General features: G+C 66.4%; 19 protein-coding genes. 13 read left to right on the top strand and 6 right to left on the bottom strand.

Annotated features, from left to right (window positions below; all coding sequences use genetic code 11):
• Positions 1–22 precede the first annotated feature (22 nt).
• Positions 23–1,852 (top strand): DUF885 domain-containing protein, encoded by a 1,830-nt coding sequence (locus VF631_RS08750; protein ID WP_431849905.1) that lies wholly within the window; start codon positions 23–25, stop codon positions 1,850–1,852.
• On the opposite strand, the gene VF631_RS08745 is transcribed toward VF631_RS08750, so the two are convergent.
• Positions 1,853–3,994: a ComEC/Rec2 family competence protein gene (locus VF631_RS08745; protein WP_431849904.1), complete on the bottom strand. Its 2,142-nt coding sequence runs from the start codon at positions 3,992–3,994 to the stop codon at positions 1,853–1,855. It lies immediately after the preceding gene.
• Positions 3,995–4,165: 171 nt separating this feature from the next.
• On the opposite strand from VF631_RS08745, the gene gltX reads away from it, so the two are divergent.
• The 4 genes from gltX to uvsE all read left to right on the top strand — a co-directional run bounded on the left by gltX (position 4,166) and on the right by uvsE (position 9,175).
• Positions 4,166–5,593 carry a glutamate--tRNA ligase gene (gene gltX / locus VF631_RS08740; RefSeq protein ID WP_431849903.1) on the top strand — a complete coding sequence of 476 codons (1,428 nt, stop codon included), beginning with the start codon at positions 4,166–4,168 and terminating at the stop codon, positions 5,591–5,593.
• Between the two features lies 1 nt (position 5,594).
• Positions 5,595–6,878, top strand: coding sequence for a citrate synthase (locus VF631_RS08735; protein ID WP_431849902.1), 1,284 nt, complete (start codon positions 5,595–5,597; stop codon positions 6,876–6,878).
• Between the two features lie 147 nt (positions 6,879–7,025).
• The gene (locus VF631_RS08730; RefSeq protein WP_431849901.1) at positions 7,026–8,009 is read left to right on the top strand and encodes a DHH family phosphoesterase; all 984 of its coding nucleotides are present in this window, start codon (positions 7,026–7,028) and stop codon (positions 8,007–8,009) included.
• Positions 8,006–9,175 (top strand): UV DNA damage repair endonuclease UvsE, encoded by a 1,170-nt coding sequence (gene uvsE, locus VF631_RS08725; protein ID WP_431849900.1) that lies wholly within the window; start codon positions 8,006–8,008, stop codon positions 9,173–9,175. The genes VF631_RS08730 and uvsE overlap by 4 nt, the downstream gene beginning before the upstream one ends.
• A gap of 50 nt (positions 9,176–9,225) precedes the next feature.
• Here uvsE and VF631_RS08720 read toward each other — a convergent pair whose 3' ends face one another.
• Positions 9,226–10,749, bottom strand: coding sequence for an ABC transporter permease (locus VF631_RS08720; protein ID WP_431849899.1), 1,524 nt, complete (start codon positions 10,747–10,749; stop codon positions 9,226–9,228).
• Positions 10,750–10,843: 94 nt separating this feature from the next.
• Here VF631_RS08720 and VF631_RS08715 point away from each other — a divergent pair, with 94 nt between their 5' ends.
• Complete coding sequence (locus VF631_RS08715) at positions 10,844–11,593, top strand: sporulation protein (RefSeq protein ID WP_431849898.1); 750 nt, start codon at positions 10,844–10,846, stop codon at positions 11,591–11,593.
• Positions 11,594–11,725: 132 nt separating this feature from the next.
• On the top strand, positions 11,726–11,953 hold the full coding sequence (locus VF631_RS08710) for a hypothetical protein (protein ID WP_431849897.1): 228 nt from the start codon (positions 11,726–11,728) through the stop codon (positions 11,951–11,953).
• 7 nt (positions 11,954–11,960) lie between these two features.
• Here VF631_RS08710 and VF631_RS08705 read toward each other — a convergent pair whose 3' ends face one another.
• Together VF631_RS08705 and VF631_RS08700 are read right to left on the bottom strand one after the other, a co-directional pair.
• Positions 11,961–12,938 (bottom strand): diacylglycerol/lipid kinase family protein, encoded by a 978-nt coding sequence (locus tag VF631_RS08705; protein ID WP_431849896.1) that lies wholly within the window; start codon positions 12,936–12,938, stop codon positions 11,961–11,963.
• Positions 12,939–12,942: 4 nt separating this feature from the next.
• Positions 12,943–13,434, bottom strand: coding sequence for a DUF2141 domain-containing protein (locus VF631_RS08700; RefSeq protein ID WP_431849895.1), 492 nt, complete (start codon positions 13,432–13,434; stop codon positions 12,943–12,945).
• Positions 13,435–13,573: 139 nt separating this feature from the next.
• Between VF631_RS08700 and lptF the strand changes: the two genes are divergently transcribed.
• The 6 genes from lptF (at position 13,574) to VF631_RS08670 (ending at position 19,332) form a co-directional block, all read left to right on the top strand.
• A complete protein-coding gene (gene lptF / locus VF631_RS08695; RefSeq protein ID WP_431850042.1) occupies positions 13,574–14,782 on the top strand; it encodes an LPS export ABC transporter permease LptF in 1,209 nt (402 codons plus the stop codon).
• Entirely contained in the window at positions 14,782–15,876 is a 1,095-nt protein-coding gene (lptG, locus tag VF631_RS08690) for an LPS export ABC transporter permease LptG (protein ID WP_431850041.1), read from the top strand. Before lptF ends, lptG begins: the two co-directional genes overlap by 1 nt.
• 35 nt (positions 15,877–15,911) lie before the next feature.
• Entirely contained in the window at positions 15,912–17,369 is a 1,458-nt protein-coding gene (locus VF631_RS08685; protein ID WP_431849894.1) for a lipopolysaccharide biosynthesis protein, read from the top strand.
• A 172-nt stretch (positions 17,370–17,541) separates the two neighbouring features.
• Positions 17,542–18,249 carry a sterol desaturase family protein gene (locus VF631_RS08680; protein WP_431850040.1) on the top strand — a complete coding sequence of 236 codons (708 nt, stop codon included), beginning with the start codon at positions 17,542–17,544 and terminating at the stop codon, positions 18,247–18,249.
• Positions 18,250–18,305: 56 nt separating this feature from the next.
• On the top strand, positions 18,306–18,734 hold the full coding sequence (locus VF631_RS08675) for a DUF4440 domain-containing protein (RefSeq protein WP_431849893.1): 429 nt from the start codon (positions 18,306–18,308) through the stop codon (positions 18,732–18,734).
• A 106-nt stretch (positions 18,735–18,840) separates the two neighbouring features.
• On the top strand, positions 18,841–19,332 hold the full coding sequence (locus VF631_RS08670; protein ID WP_431849892.1) for a DUF411 domain-containing protein: 492 nt from the start codon (positions 18,841–18,843) through the stop codon (positions 19,330–19,332).
• A 30-nt stretch (positions 19,333–19,362) separates the two neighbouring features.
• Here VF631_RS08670 and VF631_RS08665 read toward each other — a convergent pair whose 3' ends face one another.
• Together VF631_RS08665 and VF631_RS08660 are read right to left on the bottom strand one after the other, a co-directional pair.
• Positions 19,363–19,788 (bottom strand): hypothetical protein, encoded by a 426-nt coding sequence (locus tag VF631_RS08665; protein WP_431849891.1) that lies wholly within the window; start codon positions 19,786–19,788, stop codon positions 19,363–19,365.
• Complete coding sequence (locus tag VF631_RS08660; protein WP_431849890.1) at positions 19,785–20,822, bottom strand: DUF808 domain-containing protein; 1,038 nt, start codon at positions 20,820–20,822, stop codon at positions 19,785–19,787. Before VF631_RS08660 ends, VF631_RS08665 begins: the two co-directional genes overlap by 4 nt.
• Between the last annotated feature and the right edge of the window lie 83 nt (positions 20,823–20,905).

Below are 20,905 nucleotides of genomic sequence, written 5' to 3'. Positions count from 1 at the left end.
TCTTCACGAACAAGGGCATGGCATGACACTGAGCCGTCGCAATCTCATCCAGTCGGCTGGGGCCGCCGGGGCCATGGCACTGCTGCCGAGCTGTGCCGCAAGGACGGCGGCCGCGCCGCAGGGCGGGGCGACAAGCTCCGCCGCGGCGTTGCTCGACCAGATTGCCGAGGAGCATCTCCAGCAATCGCCTACAACCGCCACCGCGCTCGGCATCGACACCGGCGCGCGTGCCTCGCTTCGCGCGCGGCTGCCGAACGTCTCGCCGGCGGGTCGGAAAAGGGAGATCGCCTGGCTGCGCTCGGCGGTGAACCGGCTCGAGCGGGCGAACGCCGCCGGGGCGGACGCAGCCAATCTCGAGATCGTGGCGACAAGCTATCGCAATGCGCTCGACGGCTCCGCCTTCGGCTATGGCGATGTCGCGACGGCCGGCTGGCGCAACGGCCCCTATGTCGTGGCCCAGAATATGGGCTCGTATCTGGACGTGCCCCGCTTCCTCGACTCGCAGCACAAGGTGGAGAGCGCGGCGGATGCGGAGGCCTATCTCTCGCGCCTGACCGAGCATGCGCGGCAGCTCGACGGGGAGACCGCGCGCCTGCGCGCCGACCGTGCGCGCGGTGTGATCGCGCCGGCGGTGGTACTGGACAAGACATTGAGCGCGCTGCGCAAGACGCGCGAGGGCAGCCCGCGCGAATGGCTGATCGTGACCTCGCTTGCCCGGCGAGCCAAGGACATTCCCGGCGAATGGGGGGCCCGGGCGGAACGGATCGCCGCCGCGCAAGTCGCGCCGGCGCTGGACCGGCAGATCGCGGAACTTGCCCTGCACCGGCGGCGGGCGAGCGACGATTTCGGCGTTTGGAAGCTCCCGAAGGGAGAGGCTTATTACGCTTGGGCGTTGAGGGCCGCGACGACGACCCGGCGGACGCCGGACGAAATCCATCAACAAGGCCTGGAGGAACTGGCAAGCTTCACCGCCCAGATGGACAGGGTGATGCGGCAGCTCGGCTTTGCCAACGGCAGCGTCGGCGAGCGCTTCCGGGCGATGGTCAAGGACCCTCGTTACGCCTTTGCCGAGGGCGACAAGGGACGGGCCGAGATCATGGCCTTCATCGAGGCGCAGATCGCCGAGCTGCGGCCGCGGCTGCCGCGCGCCTTCGCGACGCCGGTCAAGGGCGATGTCGAAGTGCGGCGCATCCCGCCGGCCGAGGAACTGGGCGCGCCAGGCGCTTATGGCGGCGCCGGCTCGATCGACGGCACCATCCCCGGCCGCTTCTGGATCAACCTGCGCAGCCCGGACATGCACAGCCGCATCGATCTGCCCAGCCTCACCTACCACGAGGCGCTGCCCGGCCATGTCTGGCAGGGCGAATATGTGCTGCGCCTGCCGCTGATCCGCACCGTGACGCGGGGCGGCTTCAGCGCCTTTGGCGAGGGCTGGGGCCTCTATGCTGAACAGCTGGCGGGCGAGCTGGGCGTCTACGCGGACAACCCGGAGGGCCAGCTCGGCTACTTGCAATCGATGGCCTTCCGCGCCGCCCGGCTGGTGGTCGACACCGGCATTCATTCCAAGCGCTGGACCCGCGACCGGGCGCTGAGCTGGTTCGCCGAGGCGACCGGCGGCACGATCGAGAGCGTGGCGGGCGAGATCGACCGCTACGCCGTCTGGCCCGGTCAAGCCTGCGGCTACAAGGTCGGTCATACGGAGATCAACCGGCAGCGAGACCGCGCAAAGAAGGCGCTTGGCGATCGCTTCGACCTGCGCGCCTTCAACGACCTCGTCGTAGGCGGCGGCTCGCGTCCCCTCACCATGCTGGAGCGCGAGATCGACATGCTTGTCGCGCAGCGGAGCGGCTGATCAGGGCGACTGCGCGGACCAGGGGTGCTGCGCGACCCGGCCCGCGACCGTTTCGACCTGCGGCGGATCGGAAAAGCGCATCGCGAGGCCGCCGGTCCGGCTGAGCAGGACGCGATCGGCCTTGAGCCAACGAGGACGACAGCCCGGAGGGAGTCGCCGGTCGGAGACGACGATGTCCGCTTCGGCGCAGGCTCGGATCATGTCGCGCCAGGGAACCAGGCGCGGCGAGCGCGTAGCAAGCAGGCGCCAGCTTCGGCCGTCCCGCTGTACCAGTGCGGTGCACAGATCGTCGCTGCACGCGGCGCTTGGCAGGTTTTCCAAGGCCCCGAGCTCAGCCTGTTCCCCGGCGGTTTCGCCGAGCATGTCGCGGACATAATCGCCGGCCCGGTCGCGCAAAATGGCCATTGTCCCGTCGGGCGAGCGCAGTGCGAGGTGCCGGCCGTCCCCCGTCACCAGCAGATCGGGCGCCGGTGTGGCGAGGGCCCAGGCGGTGCCGGCGACGATCGGAACCAGCCCCCACCGGCGCCACCGCGTCCGCCAAAGCGCGACCCAAAGCCCGCCGGCGACGATCATGGCGAAGGCGGCGCGTGGCATGGTTGGCATGGTGGCGACGGCGCCCGGCGCGGCGGCCACAGCGTGAGCCAGGCTGAGCAGGAGCTTCAGCGCCAACCCGGAGAGCCACCAAAGCGGCGCCCCCAGGCCAGCGGTGTCGAGCAACAGCGCCAGCGCTTCGAGCGGCATGATGACGAAGGTGGTGAGCGGGATCGCGACAACGTTTGCGAGCGCGCCATAGAAGCCGGCCTTGTGGAAGTGGAACAGCGCGATCGGCATCAGCGCGGCCTCGACGACCAGCCCGGTCAGCACCAGGCCCAGGAGGACTCGGCCAAGCCGCTGGGCCAGCCCCTCCTCCCGACGGGACAGCAGGATCTTGATGCGTGGATGTTCGTGGAGAGCGACGATCGCTGTTATGGCGGCGAAGCTCAGCTGGAAGCCCGCGCCGGCCAGCGACTCCGGCCAGAAGAGCAGCACGACGAGCGCGCCGACCGCAACCAGGCGCAAGGTGAGCGCCTCCCGCCCGAGCGCGATACCGGCAAGCACGAGCAATGCCGCTATGCAGGCGCGCACCGTCGGCACCTCCGCCCCGGTGAGCAATGTATAGGCGATCCCGGCAAGCGCCCCCGCACCGGCTGCGATCAGCACCAAGGGCGCGCGCAGCGCCAAAGTGGGGCTGAGGGCCAGCAGCTTGAGCACGAGCAGCATGACCGCCCCGACGACGGCGGTCAGGTGAAGGCCACTTACCGAGAGCAAGTGGGCGAGTCCCGACGCGCGCATCGCCTCCGCATCCGCCTCGCTGATCGCGCCCTGATCGCCCGTGGCGAGGGCAGCGGCGATTGCTCCTTCACCGCCGCCGAGCTGCTCGCGCACATGATCGGCGAGGCGCTGGCGGGTGGCGGCAAGTCGCGCGCGCCAGCCCTGCTCGGCGGCGGGCGAGACGATCTCGACCCCGCCAAGAACGCGTCCGGTGCCGCCGATCCGCTGGAACCAGGCATGCTGGGCGAAGTCGAACGCGCCCGGCACGGCCATCGGCGCGGGCGGCATCAGCCAGGTGCGGAGGCGTATCCTGGCGCCGGGCTGGAGAGCGGGACTGGCGTTCTTCTCGTCGACGTTGACGCGCACCCGCGGCGGCAATTCCGAATCCGAGGGCGCGAGAAGCAGGCGCACGGCCTTTCTCGAGGGCAGTTTCTGGACAGTCTCGATCCGGGCCTCGAACGCGGCCATGCGCGCGCGCTCGATCCGAGGTGCGTCCGCGCGTTCGGCTTTGAACCAGACGAGGCCACAGCCAAGGCAAGCGACAAGGAAAAAGACAGCCGACGCTCGGGCGAAGCGCGTTTCGGGGGCGAGCGCAACGGCAACGGCGGCCAGCGCTGTGCAGGTGAGCAGGAAACCGATCCAGGCCGCCTGGTCCGGGAGCGCGAACCATGCGGCGACGCCCGTACCGAGGCCGACCGGAAGCCACAATGGAAGCTGATCGCGCTCCGCCTCGAAAAGAGTCTCGATACGGGGCACGAGCCCGGACCACCACCGCACGATACCGGACGTTACGCCGGATGCGGGCAGACCGGGCTGCGCGGCCGTGGCCATCACCGCATTGTTCTTGCGTCAGGCCGGCGAGGCTCTCGTCGCGAGACCGCTTCGACGGTTTGCCTTCCGAAAGGCCGGCCGGTGCGACTCGGCCTGCGGCTGTTGCCCGCTTGAACCGCTGTGCTAGGGGCGCTGCAACCCGACACCTGTCCATCCTTGGAGAGTTCGCGCTTGAGCGCAAGTATTCCCCCCGTTGTCACCCGCTTCGCGCCCTCGCCGACCGGCTTCCTTCATATCGGCGGCGCGCGGACTGCGCTCTTCAACTGGCTGTTCGCGCGCCACCACGGCGGCAAGTTCCTGTTGCGGATCGAGGACACCGACAAGGCGCGCTCCACGCAGGCGGCGATTGACGCGATCCTGGAAGGGATGCGCTGGCTGGAGCTGGATTGGGACGGCGACACGGTCTTCCAATCCACTCGCGCCACGCGTCACGCCGAGGTCGCACACCAGTTGCTCGCCAGCGGCAACGGCTATCGTTGCTATGCGACCTCCGAAGAGTTGCAGGCGATGCGGGCCGAACAGCGCGCCAACAAGCAGCCGCAGCGATATGACGGCCGCTGGCGCGAGCGGGAATGCGGGCCGGAACAGGAAGGGCTGCCGTTCGCGGTACGGCTGAAAGCCCCGCGTGAGGGCGAAACGGTGATCGAGGATGCCGTGCAGGGCCGCGTCGTCGTCCAGAATAGCGAGCTGGACGACATGATCCTGCTGCGATCCGATGGAAGCCCGACCTACATGCTGGCGGTTGTTGTCGACGATCACGACATGGGCGTTACCCACGTGATCCGCGGCGACGACCATCTCAACAACGCCTTCCGCCAGCTCGGCATCATCGATGCGATGGGCTGGCCAAAGCCCACTTATGCGCACGTCCCGCTGATCCACGGGGCGGACGGCGCCAAGATGTCCAAGCGCCACGGCGCAACCGGCGTGATGGACTATGACGAGCTCGGCGTCCTGCCCGAGGCTTTATCCAACTACCTGCTCCGGCTCGGCTGGGGGCATGGCGACGACGAAATCATCGCGCGTGATGACGCGGTGCGCTGGTTCGATCTGGCGGGCGTGGGCCGCTCCCCTTCCCGCTTCGACCAGAAGAAGCTCGAGAATCTCAACGGCCACTATATACGCGAGGCTTCGGATGACCGCCTGGCCGACCTCGTCGCGCCGCGGATCGAGGCCGCGCTGGGCCAACAGCTCTCGAACGGAGACCTCGCGCTCCTCACCCGGGCGATGCCGGAGCTGAAGCCGCGCGCGAAGGACCTGAACGAGCTCGCCGAGGCCGCTTCATTCCTGTTCAAGCCACGCCCCTTGGACGTGGACGAGAAGGCCGCCGCCCTGCTACAGGGTCCAGCCAGGGACCTGCTCGCCCTTCTTCATACGGCGCTTGGCCAAGCGCCCGAATGGAGCCTGGAGGCGACGGAGCAGGCCGTGCGTGGGGTGTCTGTTGGTGCCGGCGTCAAGCTCGGCCAGGTGGCGCAGCCGCTCCGCGCGGCGCTCACCGGCCGAGCGACCTCGCCGGGCATTTTCGATGTGCTGGTGCTGCTCGGGCGGGAGGAAAGCCTCGCCCGCATCGCGGACCATATGAACAAAGGGGAGCAATAGGATGGCGGACAGCGCAAGCCTCAAGGTCGGAGGAAAGGACTACAGCTTCCCGCTCCTGTCAGGGTCCGTCGGGCCCGACGTGATCGACGTTCGCAAGCTCTACGGACAGACGGGGCTGTTCACCTACGATCCGGGCTATACCTCGACGGGAAGCTGCGAGAGCGCGATCACCTATATCGATGGCGATGAGGGCATCCTGCTCCACCGCGGCTACCCGATTGACCAGCTTGCCGAGCATTCGACCTTCACCGAAGTCGCCTACCTGCTGCTGAACGGCGAATTGCCCGACAAGCAGGAGCTGGACAACTTCACCTACACGATCACGCGGCATACGATGCTGCACGAGCAGCTGCTCGGCTTTTACCGCGGCTTTCGGCGTGACGCGCACCCGATGGCGGTGATGTGCGGCGTGGTCGGGGCGCTCTCCGCTTTCTATCATGACTCGACCGACATCACCGATCCCAAGCAGCGCATGATCGCCAGTCACAGACTGATCGCCAAGATGCCGACGATCGCCGCCGCGGCTTACAAATATTCGGTCGGCCAGCCTTTCATGTATCCGCAGAACAACCTGTCCTACACCGGCAACTTCCTGCGCATGACCTTCGGCGTTCCCGCCGAGCCCTATGAGGTCAACCCGGTCGTCGAACAGGCGATGCGGCGCATCTTCATCCTCCATGCCGACCATGAGCAGAATGCCTCGACCTCGACGGTGCGGCTGGCCGGCTCCTCGGGCGCCAACCCGTTCGCCTGCATCGCGGCCGGCATCGCCTGCCTGTGGGGCCCGGCCCATGGCGGCGCCAACGAAGCCGCGCTCAACATGCTGCGCGAGATCAAGACGCCCAACCGCATTCCGCACTATATCGCGCGCGCCAAGGACAAGGACGATCCGTTCCGGCTGATGGGCTTCGGCCACCGCGTCTACAAGAACTTCGATCCGCGTGCGAAGGTGATGCAGCGGACCGCCGAGGAGGTGCTGAACGAGCTCGGCATCACCGATCCGATCTTCGACGTCGCCCGCGAGCTCGAGCAGATCGCGCTCAGCGACGATTATTTCATCGAGAAGAAGCTCTACCCGAACGTCGACTTCTATTCGGGCGTGATCCTCTCCGCGATCGGCTTCCCGACCTCGATGTTCACCGCCTTGTTCGCGCTCGCCCGCACCGTCGGCTGGGTCGCGCAGTGGAACGAGATGATCTCGGACCCCGACCAGAAGATCGGCCGCCCCCGCCAGCTCTACACGGGCCCGACGCAGCGGGACTATGTGCCGGTGGATCAGCGCTGAGGTTTTCCCCCTCGTCGGAGCGATTTGAGCCGGTGAACCCTTTCCGGCGCTAGCGGTTAGGGCGACATGCGCCCCGACCTATCACAAGCTTCCGACCCGCGACCGCTTGTGCGCGACGCGTTCCGTTTCGCGTTGGAGCGCTTCGACTTGAATCGTCCGGCCCTGATCCTGGGCCATTTCGATGCGGACGGTCTTTCTGCAGTCGCGATCCTGAAGCGGGCGCTCGACCACGCCAGGCGCGACTCCGACATCCGCCTAGTCGGCAAGGGCGAGAACCCCTGGTCGCCCGTGATCCGACGCGAGCTGGAGGAGCGCAGACCCGGCGGGCTGATCGTCGTGGATTTAGGCGTGCGCGAGGGCGCGATCGCCCCTGGTGTTCCAACGATAATCATCGATCATCATGTTCCGAGCGGAACGCCGGGCGACGCGGTCGTGATCAGCGGCAACCGCCTTGAGCCGGAGCCGACCTCCGCCCTCCTCGCATACTGGTGCGCGCAAGCGCTTGGCGATGCGCACGACCTCGTCTGGCTCGCGGGGCTCGGGCTGATCGGCGACATGGCCGAGGCCGCCGGCTTCCCGGAGATGGCGCAAGCGCAGCAGCGCTACGGCAAGACGGCGCTTCGCGATGCGGTGTCGCTGATCAATGCGCCGCGCCGAGCAGCCGCCGCCGATGCCGGCCCGGCGCTTGAGCTGCTGCTGAAGGGCGACGGCCCCAAGGACGTCACCTCCGGCAGGTATCCGGAAACGGCCGCCCTCTTGGCCGCCAAGGAAGAGGTGAAAGGCGAGCTCGACATCGCCAAGCGGGTCGGACCCAAGGTCCGCGACGAGGTGGCGCTGATCCGGTTCCACTCGCCTTGCCAGATCCACCCCCTGATTGCGCAGCAATGGCGCGGGCGGCTCAAGGACAAGGTCGTGCTCGCCGCCAATACCGGTTACCGGCCTGGCTGGGTCCACTTTGCCGCCCGCACGGCCACCGATCGCAACCTGATCGACTTCCTCGCGAAGCGCCGCCCCAGCGGGGCCGACGAGAATTACGGCAGCGGCCACGCTCAGGCGACAGGCGGCGCGCTGCGCCCGGACGACTGGAACCAGTTCGTCCGCGAGCTCGGCTTTCCCGAGGAGCAATTATGACCGACGCCGTCCCTGCCCGCCCGCTCCGGCTCGGCTTCCCCGTCAAGGTGATGGGCCGGCCGGACCTCAAGTCCAACGACACGCGCGGCTGGCGCAAGAATCCGCACCTCAAATGCTCGCTCGAGCATGTCGACAGGATTCTCGACTATCTGGCCAAGGTCGGGATCGACTTCTACCGCTTGTCGTCGGACCTGGCGCCTTACGCCACCCATCCGGACATGCCGCAATTCCACAACATGGTCGCCGAGAGCGATGCCGAGCTGGCCGCCTTCGGCGCCAAGGCGCGCGAATACGACATTCGGCTGGGCTTTCATCCGTCGCAATATGTGTTGCTGAATGCACCCAACCCGGAGCTCACGCGCAAGAGCATCTGGGACCTATCGAGTCAGGCCGAGATGCTGGACCGGATGGGCATGGGGCCGGAAGGCGTGCTCGTCACCCATGTAGGCGGCGTCTACGACGATCGGGAGGCGAGCCGCGCGCGCTGGATCGAGGGCTGGGAGCAATGCCCTGACCATGTGCAGCGGCGGCTAGTGCTGGAGAATGACGACGTCCGCTTCTCGGCCGCCGACGTGCTCTGGATTCATGAGCGGACCGGGGTGCGCTGCGTGTTCGACTACCAGCATTTCTGGTGCTTGAACCCGGAGCGGCTGGAGATGCGTCCGACGTTGGAGAAATTCCTCGCCAGCTGGCCCCAAGGCGTCCGGCCCAAGATTCACTTCTCCTCGCCGCGAACGGAAATGCGCGAGGTGAAGCGCGCGATCACGGCGAAGCAGCGCGCCGCGGCCAAGGTGGGCAAGGTCAAAGGCCGCAAGGGCGAGGTCACAAAGGCGCCGGTCAAGGCAAGCGCAAGGGTCAAGACCGTGCTGCTGCCGCCGATCTGGACCGGCCACGCCGATTTCACCAACCCGTTCGAATTCGCGACCTTCATGCGCATGGCCGAAGGGCTGGAATTCGACGTCATGATGGAAGGGAAGTCCAAGGATCTCAGCCTGCTCAAGCTAAAGCCGGACCTGCTCCGCTTCGCGCCCGATGTGGCGGCGCGGTTCGGTATCTTCCCGGAAGATGCGGCGGAACTGGAAGCAGCTGAGAGAAAGCTGGACCAGGGTGTCGCGGCCGAGACCGACCCGGACGTCGATGAAGGTGGACTCGCCGAGGCTGCCTGATCTCGACGCCAGGACTGTTGTGAAGCTCGGGACAGCAGCCCTGCCCCGGATCATGTCCGGGGCGACGAGTGGCGGGGAACCCTTGCCCAGGGTGGCGCCAAAGTGAGCGCAACCAGAAGGATCGCTATCGCGCCCCAATAGAGCCGGTACAGCGAGAAGCTCTCCCCCGCCGTCCATTCCGTCTGCGGGTATACGGGCGTCTCGCCATACCGATACAACGGGTCCGTATAGCCGGTATATTCCATGGCCAGGCTCGCGATCAGCCACAGCACCATCAGCCCCCAGCCGGCGAGCTTGTTGGCACTGATCGATTGCAGAAACAGCGCCAGCACGCCGACCAGGATCCAATCGAACGCCTTGGGCAGCACATAACCGAGCAACAGGGCGCCAAGACCAGGAGCCGGCCTACCCGCCAGCGCCGGCACGATCAGCGCCGCCACCCCGCTCGCCGCGGCGAGTCCGATCAGCACGAGCGACAAGGCCAGCAGCTTCGGCAGCAGCAGCGCCGCGCGCGGCAGCGGCGTCGTGCCGATCAGCGGCTCGACCCGGTGCTCGCGCTCGCTCCACCACAATTCGCCCGCGAAGAAGATTGCGACCACCGTCGGCACCAGCAGGAAGGCCTCGATGAGGTTGCGGAGCGGATCGCCGGCCGGTGCGGTCCAGAGCGTCCGCGCGGCATGGGCAAGGCCCAGGGCGAGCAGGATGGCCAATACGGGGCTGCCAGTCAGCTGCCTGAGCTCCAGCCGCGTCCGCGCCCGATATTGCGCGAGCCTGGTTGTCCGCCCGAAGCGCCGGGCCGGGAGCCGCCCGGCCTGCGCTGGCGCCGCTGACACTTCCGCAAGCACTGGCCGATGCGTCGACTGGCGGGGCCGGAAGCGCAGGGCCGCCGCCGCGATCAGTGCGGCGCTCAGCATCAGCCAGATCGCGCGGTTCAGGAGCAGCGTGCCCTCACCTTGCTCCAGCGCTGCAAAGCCGAACGGCTCCGCCAGGGCAGGCACGCCGCCGTCCCGACCGGCCCCGTAAAGGATCAGCAGCACCACCGCGCCGATCAGGGTGCCATTCATCGACCGCGTCGCCGTGGCCAGTCCGAAGAAGAAGGCCGCGCTGATCAGCAGATTGGGCAGAGCCAGGACGAGCAGGCCTCGGACATAGCTCCCGCCGTCGAACCCTGTCGTCAATGCCGGGTCCGTCCAGGGCAGGAAGGGGCTGGCGATCAGGGCCGCCGGCACGCTGAGATAGCATAGGACGGTCGCGAGATAGCCCCCCAGAAATCGGCCGAGCAGATAGTCGCGCCGCCGCACCGGGGCCGACCGGATAATCGGCGCGAACCCGGTCATGTCGTCGCGCAGCACGGCATCGGCGACGAAGGCGGCGGCGGTGAACATGTAGAAAAGCGACCACAGAAGGTGCGTGCGCACGACCAGTGCGCCTCCGCGCTCCGCGCCGATGCCGACCCGCAACTGCTCGTTCGAGAGCGCGCCGACCACCATCAGCGTCGATATCGCGAACACGATCCAGAAGACGTGGCTGGTGCGCTGCTGGCGAAGTTCGAACGCGGCGATGCGAAGCAGCATGGCGCGAGAACGGGCGTCAACCGCTTCCGCTCCGCCCTTGCGAGACCCGGGCGCGAAGGCCCATAAGGCACGTGCACCTTGAGGGGGAGATCAGATGGCGCTCAAATCCATTCTGGGGCGGCTCGGGCTCGGCGGCGCGCAGATCGATGCCATCCTCGACGACCATCAGATCGAGCCGGGCGACACCGTTTCCGGCACGCTCCACATCCGCGGGGGCGAGGATGGCAAGACGGCCAGCCGCGCGGTGATCGAGATCGTCGCCCGCGTGGTCCACAGGATGGGCGACGACGAGCATCATGTCGACGAGGCCATCGCCGGTGTTCAAATTCCCGGTCCCTTCCCCCTCGGCCGGGACCATGAAGTGCCGTTCAGCATCGAGCTGCCGCTGCACGCGCCTGTGACCAGCATCGGCGGCCAGAATTTCGTCTGGCTCCGCTCAGGCCTGGACGTGCCCTGGGCGATCGACCCCAGCGACACCGACGGGCTCGAAGTGTTCCCGAACCAGGCCCAGGCCAATGTGCTGCACGCAATGGAAAGCCTCGGCTTTCGCCTCGCCAAGGTGGACATCGAGCCGCGCTCCAGCTGGTTCGGCCGCAAATGGGTGCAGGAATTCGAGTTCCGACCCACTCATCACGGCCAGTTCCGCTTCGATGAAGTGGAGATCGTGTTCGAAAACCAGCGCGGCTCCCAAGTCGAGCTGTTGATGCAGCTGGACCGCTCCGCCCGGGGCCTGGGAGGATTCCTGATGGAGCTCACCGACAGGGACGAGAGTTGGATTCACGCCCATGTCGACGCGAGTAGCGCCGCTTCGGCCGCCGCCTCGCTCCGGCACGCGCTCGGCTGATCTTCGAAGGCCGCGTCTTTGCCGTTGACGCGGGCCGGAGGCCCAGATTAACTTTTAACTCAAATGAAGTCGTGCCCGAGACTTAGGCGGGATTGCGAACAAGGGGAGCAGACATGGCCGTTTTTGTGGTATGTGGGGCTGGATTCCGCGCGAGAGGAACTCGCGGCGCGGCTTGAGGAGATGGCGACCAGCACGGCGATTGCGGGCCTCCTTGACGTGGGAAGGATGCGCGACGCGGTTGCAAACTGGCCAACAACGGGTCTGGAAGAACCCGACGTGGAGCGACTTTATCGATTTGCATTGCTACGGGCTATCGCAGTTGCCCGCTTCGTCACCAAAGCGACCGGCGAAAGCGGCTGAAGTCAATTCAAGCCGCAAGCCTCAGGAATGGCACCGGCGCGGTCGGCTTCAGGACGATCGGCCTGTCGACGTTCGCCTCGAACAACTCGCCGTCCAGGATCACGCTTGACCGGTCGCCCTCGATGCGGATTTCGTCACCGCGTTCGAAGAAGACGCCAGTGAGTTTGTCGCGTCCAAGCTTGCCCAGGACAGCCGCGACCACCGCGCGAAGGAGCGCCATCGGGCTGCGCTCCACCATGATCAATTGTAGAGCGCCGCCGCCAAGGGCCGCGCGGTCGGGCATGTGGCTCCCGAGCAGCAGCCGCTCCAGAGTAGTCACCATCAGCAGCGAGAAGCGGCCCTGGTGTTCGCCATGCTTCAGGACGGAAACGCGAACCGGCCGCGGACTGGGCGGCAGGAAAGCGCCCTTGATGCCCAGAAGGAGGGAGATCAGGGTCGCGAGCGCAGTCAGCAAGTGGCTGAAGCCGTTAGGCAGGCCGAGCGGGTAGATCTTGTGCCGGCAAAAGAGGATGGTGTCGGCAAGGCCGGCGCCGCCCAGGAACATGCCGAGCACTGGCCTGCCGCTCGCGCTGCCGTGGGTAAGGGAGATCAACTCCCGGCTGACGATGTGCGGAACCATGTCGGTGCGCGCGAGCTCCAGAACCCGCTCGAGCGCGGCAATAGGATCGCCGCCCGCGCCGAGATCGAGTGCAATGAGGTTCGTCTTGCCGTTCGGCAGAACGGCGACGGGAGGCGGGTTCGCGCCGAAATGGCCGCCATGATAGAGTTCGGTCAGCGCCGCCTGGACGGTGCCGTCGCCGCCATTGATCACCAGCACCTTCGGCTTGACCCGGGCGATCGTCCTCAGCGCCTGACCGATCTGATCCACCTGCTCCACTTCATAGTGGAAGATGTCGCGGTGCTCGGCGCAAAAGCTCCTCACCCGTGGAAGCAATGACCTGTTCCCGGTTGATCGCGGATTTGAAAGAAGCGCGACCCGGGCCATCCGATCAGCTCTTAGCCACCGGTCCGACCGAGAAACCCTGCCGGTAGTTTAAAACGACATTCAGCGAACGAACTCCGTTGCCGACCGGAACCGCGACCTGGCTGAAGCTCGGCTTGAGCTTGAGCAGGCTCAGCTTCGGATTGCGCGAGAAACCGCCGCCATCCGACCAGTCGCCCGACTTGTTGTCACCGTCCGTGTCGTGGCGCACGGCGATGGCATAGGTGCTCGGGCCGGGCAGAGCGACGCAGATCGGCATGGACCCGCCGGTGACCGGAAGATCGATGCGGCGGACCCGCTGGCCCTTCACGAGGAAATTCGAGCTATTGTAAATCTGCACGCGCACGCGGCCGCTGCGCGACTTGAACCCGCTCACATTGACCAGCACCGCCGGCTGGCTCGAGCCGGCCCGGCACGAAGCCGCATCGGGGCCGAGCGCAGCCTGAGCGGGCGTCGCCGGCGCGACGAACGCAAGCCCGGCGGCTGCGATCGGTAGCATCAGTTTCGACATGACCTTTCACGCTCCTGGAGCTATGCCACGCCAGCCTAGGCGCAGCATGGTGGTGTTCGCCCCCATGACATCCATCTAGGAAGCTGTTGCGGCCAAATTATGGTCATGGAGCGTCAAGAAGTTGAGATTGCTGACTCGCGTCGACCGCTATCTTGCTCGGCTGATCTTCGTGCCGCTGCTCGCGACGCTGACGCTGGCGGCCATGCTGCTGCTGCTGGACAAGATGCTTCGCCTGTTCGACTTCGTGGTCAGCGAGGGCGGGCCGGTCAACATCGTCTGGCAGATGCTCGCCAATCTCATCCCGGAATATCTCGGGCTCGGCATTCCGATCGGACTCATACTCGGCATCCTGATCGCCTTTCGGAAGCTGGCGCTTTCATCTGAGCTGGACACGCTGCGGGCCGTCGGGCTCGGCTACGGACGGTTGCTGCGCGTGCCATACATGTATGCGGTCGCACTGGCGGCGCTGAACCTCGCAATCGTCGGGTTCGTCCAGCCAAAGGCCCGGTACGCCTACGAGGAACTGCGTTTCGAGCTTCGTTCGGGCGCGCTGGGTGCGACCATCAAGGTCGGCGAGTTCAACCGGCTCGGCCGGCGCATGGTGCTCCGGGTCGAACGCAGCGACCAGGACGGCCGGCATCTGCACAACGTCTTCGTGCGTGCGGAAACCCGGGACGGCCGCTCGCTGGCCGCTACAGCGGATCTCGGTACCTTTCTCGCCACCAGGGATGATGAAACCATCGTGCTGAGGCTGCTACGCGGGCGGCTTGTCCATGACGCGCCCAGCTACAAGGCGCCGCGAGTGCTGAGCTTCGAGCAGCACGACCTGCCGATCGACCTGCCCGCGATCGAGGCCTTCCGCGGGCGTGGCGACGGCAACGACGAGTTCACCTTGCCCGAACTCATCCAGCTTGGCGGATCCGATGCGACGCCCGAGAAGCTGCGCGACTCCGCCCGCGCCAACTTCCACTTCCGGATGGTGGAAGTCGCAATGATGCTGCTGCTGCCGCTTCTTGCCGTGGCGCTCGCTGTCCCGCCCAAACGCAGCACCTCCGGCCTCGGCATCTTCCTGTCGATCGTAATGGTGGTGACCTATCACAAGGTCAATCAGTATGCCGAGCAAATGGCCGCGCAGGACCGGTTCGATCCGGTGATCGCGCTTTGGACTCCATTCGCGCTGTTCGCCCTGTTGATCCTGTGGATGTACTGGACACTGGCGCACAAACCGGGCGGCCAGCCGATCGGCGCGTTGGAGCGCGTCTTCGCCAAGGCGGGCAAGGCGGTCGGCCGGCTGCTCCCGTTCGGCCGGCGCGATACGCTTGCTCCCGCCGAATGATGAACCTGCGATTCTTCCCGTCCAGGCGCATCGCCCTTTACATGGCGAAACTGTTCGTATTGCGCAGTCTGGCCGTTCTTGCAGCCTTGGTCATCGTCCTCCAGACGCTGGATCTGCTCGGAGAATCGGGCAAGATCCTGCGGGTCGCGGGCAATGGAGATGCTGAGCTCTGGCACTATGTGTCATTGCGCATTCCCCAGCTCATCGCGCGCTTCCTCCCCTTTTCCGTGCTGCTGGGGACGCTGATCACGCTGGCGACGCTGAACCAGAATAGCGAGATCGTGAGCATGAAGGCGGCCGGAATCTCGGCGCACCAGATTATCGCCCCGCTTGTTTTGGCAAGCCTGTTGATCGCAGCTGTCACCTTCGTCTTCCAGGAACGGGTCGTGACTCGGGCAAGCGCGACGCTCGCGGCCTGGCAAGCGGTCGAGTACGGGCCGATCCCGCCGAACAGCGGCGTCGCGAACAATGTCTGGGTCCGCAACGGCGATGACCTGATCTTCGCGGCGACGGTTGCAGGCCGTGGTCCGGCGACCCGCCTGAGCAACGTCAAAGTATATGATCGGGAGGGTGGCACCCTGGTCAGGATGATCGAGGCTCCGCAGGCCAGGGCGGCCGACGGCGGGTGGCTGATGGAGAAGGCCGTGTTGTTCGACGTCTCGACCACAGCCGAGCGCGCCCTGCCGTCGCTCCTCGTCGCGCGAGGCGTCGATCCGACGCAGTTCACGCTGGCCAATGTCGACCCTGACGAGCAGGATTTTCGGACCTTGCAGGATTCCATCCGGCAGATGGAGGCGGCGGGCCGCGCCACCGGGCCGCTGCAGGCAGGGCTTTGGCACAAATTCTCCGGGCCGCTTTCGGCCGTGCTAATGCCGCTGCTGGCGGCAGTGGCGGCCTTCGGCCTTGCCCGTTCCGGCCAACTCGCCCTTCGCGCGGTAATCGGGATGGCTCTGGGCTTCGCCTATTTCGTGGCGGACAATTTCGCCCTCGCGATGGGTAATTTCGGCGCCTACCCCCCCCTGCTTGCCGCCTGGGCTCCGTTCGTACTGTTTCTGCTGATTGGAGAGACGGTCCTGATCCGAACCGAAGAGTGAGCGTCAGCCGAAGCGACGTGGCCCGAGGCGCCGGCTTGGCAGGACTCGCCCGGGCCGGCGCGCTGATCGAGGCGCTCGCGCAACCGCTCTTCACCTGGCTATTCGGACTCGCCGGCTACGGCCTTTATGTCGTGCTGTGGGGCGCGATCAATCTTCTCTCAAACCTGCTTGACCTGTCCATGACCGCCGCCCTCCAGCGCGTCGTGCCAGCGGCAAGGGACGAGGCCGAGGCGCATGGCGCGGTCAAGATCGCGATGCTTGGAGCCCTGATCCCCTCCACCGTCGCGGCTCTAAGCATCTTCGTCATGGCGGACGCGATCGCGCCGCTAATCTCTGCCGCGCCGGAGGATCGCGCGACCCTGCCCTTCACGATCGCGCTGTTCGCGCCGGCGCTGCCGCTCTGGGTGTTCGTCGAGGTTGCGACCTCCGCCGCCCGCGCCCGCCGCGCGTTCGGTCCGGAGATCCGGTTGCGCATCCTGTGGGAGCAGGTCGCCCGGATCGGCTTCGCCCTGGGCTTCTTCGCGGTTGGCCTGGGCAGCACCGGGCTTGTCGCGGCCCATCTTTGCTCGCTCGCCCTCACCGCCTTGCTCTGCGTCCCTTTGCTGGCGCGCTATTATAACCTCGAGCTGCTCTTGCGTGCACCGATCTCGGCGCCGCTTGCCCGCCATCTGCTCGGCACAGGGGTGGCGCTCCTGCCCGCTGCGCTCGCCAGGCGTCTCTTGATCGATGCTCCGCCGCTCGTCCTGAACCTGATGCTTCCAGGAACCCGCGGCGCGGTCGCGGCCGGCCTGTTCGAAATCGCGCGCAAAATCTCCACCATCCCGCTCATCGTCCGTCAGGCTTTCCAATATGTGATGGCGCCGCTGTCCTCGGCGCAGGCCCAGGTCGACCGGGCCCAGATCGCCCCGCTTTATCGTTTCGCCAGCCGCGTCTCGACCGCTCTCGTGATACCGCTCTCCGGGCTCCTCGTCTTCGCCGGCGCAGACATCCTGAGCCTCTACCGCCCCGAAGCCGCGGCCGCGCTGCCCATCCTCACCCTGCTGGTCGCCGCCCGCGCCGCCGAAGCGGTGGTCGGCCCCGCGACGCCGATCGTGGAGATGACCGGGCATCGAATGCTGCCGCTACTCAACAGCCTCCTCGGCGCGGGATTGTGGGCATGTCTGGCATGGCTGCTGGTCCCGAAGCTGGGTCCGCTTGGAATGGGCCTGGCCGTTTCGGCGGCAACCATCGCAATCGCTTATGCCGCGACGCTCGAACTGCGGATCAGCGACGGGCTGTCCCCGTTCGACCGCCGCCTTGCCGCCGGCCTTGCAATCGGGCTGGTTGGCGTCGCTCTCATGGCGAGCGCCGAGTCACTGACGGGCGGCCCCGTCCGGTTCGGGTCCGTGCTGGTGGTGTGGGCGGTCACGAGCTGGCTTGCGCTGCGACATGGGCTCGCCCGCGGGGATCGGGAAGCGCTGGGCGGGTTGTCGCGGCGGTTGCGGCTCGTCTGAGCCCGCCACTCTTCCGGTAAGCGGCCCAAAAAGCGCCTTATTGCGATTTCATGACGACGAGCCATATATTCAGCAGCGGTCTCGAACCGCACCGGGGCGGAAAAGTCGAGGAATATCAGTGAAGAGCACGACATCCACAGGCTTTTGGAATCGCTCGCATCATCTCGACAAGATGACGCTGAAAGAGCTGATCGGGGCCTATTTCAGCTATCCGGCCATTATCGCCTATCTGGCGCTCTCGGCCGTGGCGATTGGGCTCTACGCTTGGCGTCCGGCGCCCCTGGTGAACACGCTTGCCGCGATCACGGTAGCGACTTTGGTCTATCCGCTTGTCTGGTACGTGCTCCATCGCTGGGTGCTGCACAGCCGCTGGATGTTCAAGATGCCGCTGCTGGCATCGACCTGGAAGCGCATCCACTACGATCATCACCAGGATCCGAATCACCTGGAAGTGCTGTTCGGCGCGCTCCACACGACGCTCCCGACGATCGCGATCGCAACGGCCCCGATCGGCTATGCCATTGGGGGCTTCGGGGGAGCCGCGATCGCGTTCGCGACCGGGCTGCTCACCACCTGTTTTTACGAGTTCTGCCATTGCATTCAGCATCTGGCGTACAAGCCCAAGTCCAAGTGGCTGGCCGAAATGAAGAAGCGCCACATGGCGCATCATTTCCACGACGAGACCGGCAATTTCGGGATCACCACCTTCTTCTGGGACAAGCTGTTCGGGACCCATTACGACCGCGCGGAGCGGCCAACCAAGAGCCCGACCGTGTTCAACCTCGGCTACACGCCCCAGGTGGCGGAGAAGTGGCCGCATGTGGCACGGCTGTCGGGCGGAGTGGCAACCGGACACCCAAGGAAGCGCGACGCGCAGTAGAACGGGCCGCCCGTGCTTGCATGTCGGCACGCCTCCTGTAGTGCCGAGCTTCCAGAATGGCCGATCTCCTCCCCATCCTCGAGACAATGGAAAACCGCTGGATGCGGGCGTGGGTGGGCCGTGACCTCCGCACCCTGAAGGGATTGACCTCCCGGAAGTTCATGCTGCTCATCGGATCGAAGCCGTGCGTGATCCTCGACGCGGCAAGCTGGGTCGAAGCCGCGACGACCCGCTACCTTTGCACATCCTATCGGTTCGGCGACGTGTACGCGCGCGATCTGGGTTCGGTCGCTCTGTTTGCATCCGAGCTCGAGGTTCAGGCGACGATGGACGGCCATGACTGGTCCGGGCGCCTGTGGGTCACGGACCTTTGGCGCAAGACCGGGGTTCGGCGCGGCTGGCGGATGATCGAGCGCGTCCTCTCCCGGCCGGAAGACAATCCGCAGGTGCCGAACGCCATTCGCTCGCTGCAGCTCTGGCGGTAAGGTAGGCAGCCGCCATTGAACCTTCGGCGCACGTGCCCGCTGGTTGAGGAGCATCATGATGGAAGTTGCCGGTTCCGGGTCCGAGCCGTCCCTGTCGCGAAGGCTTGTGCTCGCGGGGGCGCTCGCATCCGGGGCGCTGACGTTCCTTGGCTGCTCCCCCTCCGGCGCTCCAGAGGCGGAAGAGGAGCAAGCGAAGAACAACTCCCCACGCACTTCAACTTCCCGTCTGGCGATGACCGTATACCGGGATCCGAGCTGCGGATGCTGCCAGAACTGGGCGAAGATCGCGCGCGACGCGGGTTATCAGGTGTCGGTTCGCGACGACCAGGACATGCCTGGAGTGAAAAGACGGCTCGGGGTTCCGGAAGCGCTGGCCTCCTGCCACACCGCCGAGGTCGACGGGCTTGTCATCGAAGGCCACGTACCCCTGGAGGAGGTCGCGCGGCTGATCCGAGAGCGGCCCGCAGGCGTGAAGGGTATCGCTGTCCCCGGCATGCCGATCGGATCGCCCGGCATGGAAGTGCCGGACGGGACCATTCAATCATTTCAGGTGATCGCGTTCGACGGCGCGGGAAACGTGTCGGTTTTCAGGACGTGAGCGGCGCCTGAGCCAAGCTCTCGAAACTGTTCAGGAAGTCGGCTTGCGAGGCGGGCGGCCGCCGCGCGGCCCTGGGCGCTGCGGCCGATTGGGCCCCCCCGGCTCCCGGCGGGGCGGCGGCCGCCGATTGTCGCGCGGTCCTTCCCGGGTCGCGGGACGTGGCCCGTCCCGGGGCCCATCCCGCGGGCCGGGAGGCGAGCGCGTTGGCGCGGGCTGGCCGGGTGAAACGCTGTAGCCTTCCTTCAGCAAACGCGTGAACGCCGCGCGCAAGCTCGCCTGAATGCTGGCCTGGAGTTCCGGCGGCAGGTCCGCCAGAGTGGTATTGGCGTGAATAGCATTGAGGTCACGCAGGAGCGTGTTCGGAAGCCCCTTGGAGGCCGCTTTCAGCGCGACAACCCCATCGATCACGGCGGCGAACAGGATGTCCTGCATCACATCTGTGGCGGACCGTGTCATGTCGTCTCTGCTTTCCCCGGGGAATGGTGGCCGGATTTGCCGCGTTTGAACAGGTGCAGGGCGGCTACGATCAACGCGCCGACCACCAGGCCCACAATGCCGGCACCGATGGCGAACACCAGCCACTCAACGAAGCCGCCTGCGAACGGGGCTGCCGTCCCGGCATCCACCGAGAGATGGTGCAGCCACTCGGGAAAGCGGGTTAGGTGATATTCTTCCGCGCCGTGCACGATGATGCCGCCGCCGACCCAGATCATCGCAGCCGTGCCAATCGCGGACAGCGCCCCGAGCAGCACCGGCATCAGGCGGACCATGCTGCGACCCAAAGCGGCCGAAGCACTGCTCCGGCGCTGCGCGAGATGAAGGCCGATATCGTCCATTTTGACGATGAGAGCGACCACGCCGTAAACGCCGACGGTCACCGCGAAGGCGACCAGCGCCAGGCTGGCAGTCAGCGGCAGGACATTCGCGCTGGTGATGGCGACGCGCTGGCCCGCTTCGGCCGCGCCTTGCGGACCGCCTGACGCCGTGGTGAGGTCGGCCAAGGCGATCGCCATGATCTCGGCCGAGAGGATAAGATCGGTCCGGATCGCGCCGCCGATCTTCTGCTCCTCGATTACGGCATGGTCGATCGGGCCGGTCTCGGCCGCGTGAACCGCCTCATCGCCGCCATGGTGACCTTGAAGCCGGTGAGCGAGCTTCTCCACACCTTCGAAGCAGAGATAGGCGCCTCCGATCATCAGGATCGGGGTAATCGCCCAAGGCGCGAAGGCTGAAAGCAGCAGCGCTGCCGGCAGAAGGTAAAGAAGCTTGTTCTTGAGCGAGCCGCGCGCAATCCGCCAGATGATCGGCAGTTCGCGCTCCGGATGGAAGCCGGTGACGTAGCTGGGGGTGACGGCGGTATCGTCGATCACCACGCCGGCCGCCTTGGTCCCGGCCTTGCCGGCGGCGGCGCCGATGTCGTCGATCGAGGCGGCGGCGAGCTTGGTGATACCGGCGATGTCGTCGAGCAGGGCTGCAAGTCCGGATGGCATGTCGCTTTCAACGCATCTGAACGTGAAAAGCGCAAGTGAGAAACGGCTCAAAAGGTGTTGCACGGCGGATGGAGTGCGCCACC

Origin of the sequence: Allosphingosinicella sp. (genome assembly GCF_036387615.1) — a bacterium.
Classification (GTDB): Bacteria; Pseudomonadota; Alphaproteobacteria; order Sphingomonadales; family Sphingomonadaceae; genus Allosphingosinicella.
The sequence above is the reverse complement of the archived record's forward strand: the minus strand, read 5'-3'. Positions and strand labels throughout refer to the sequence as shown.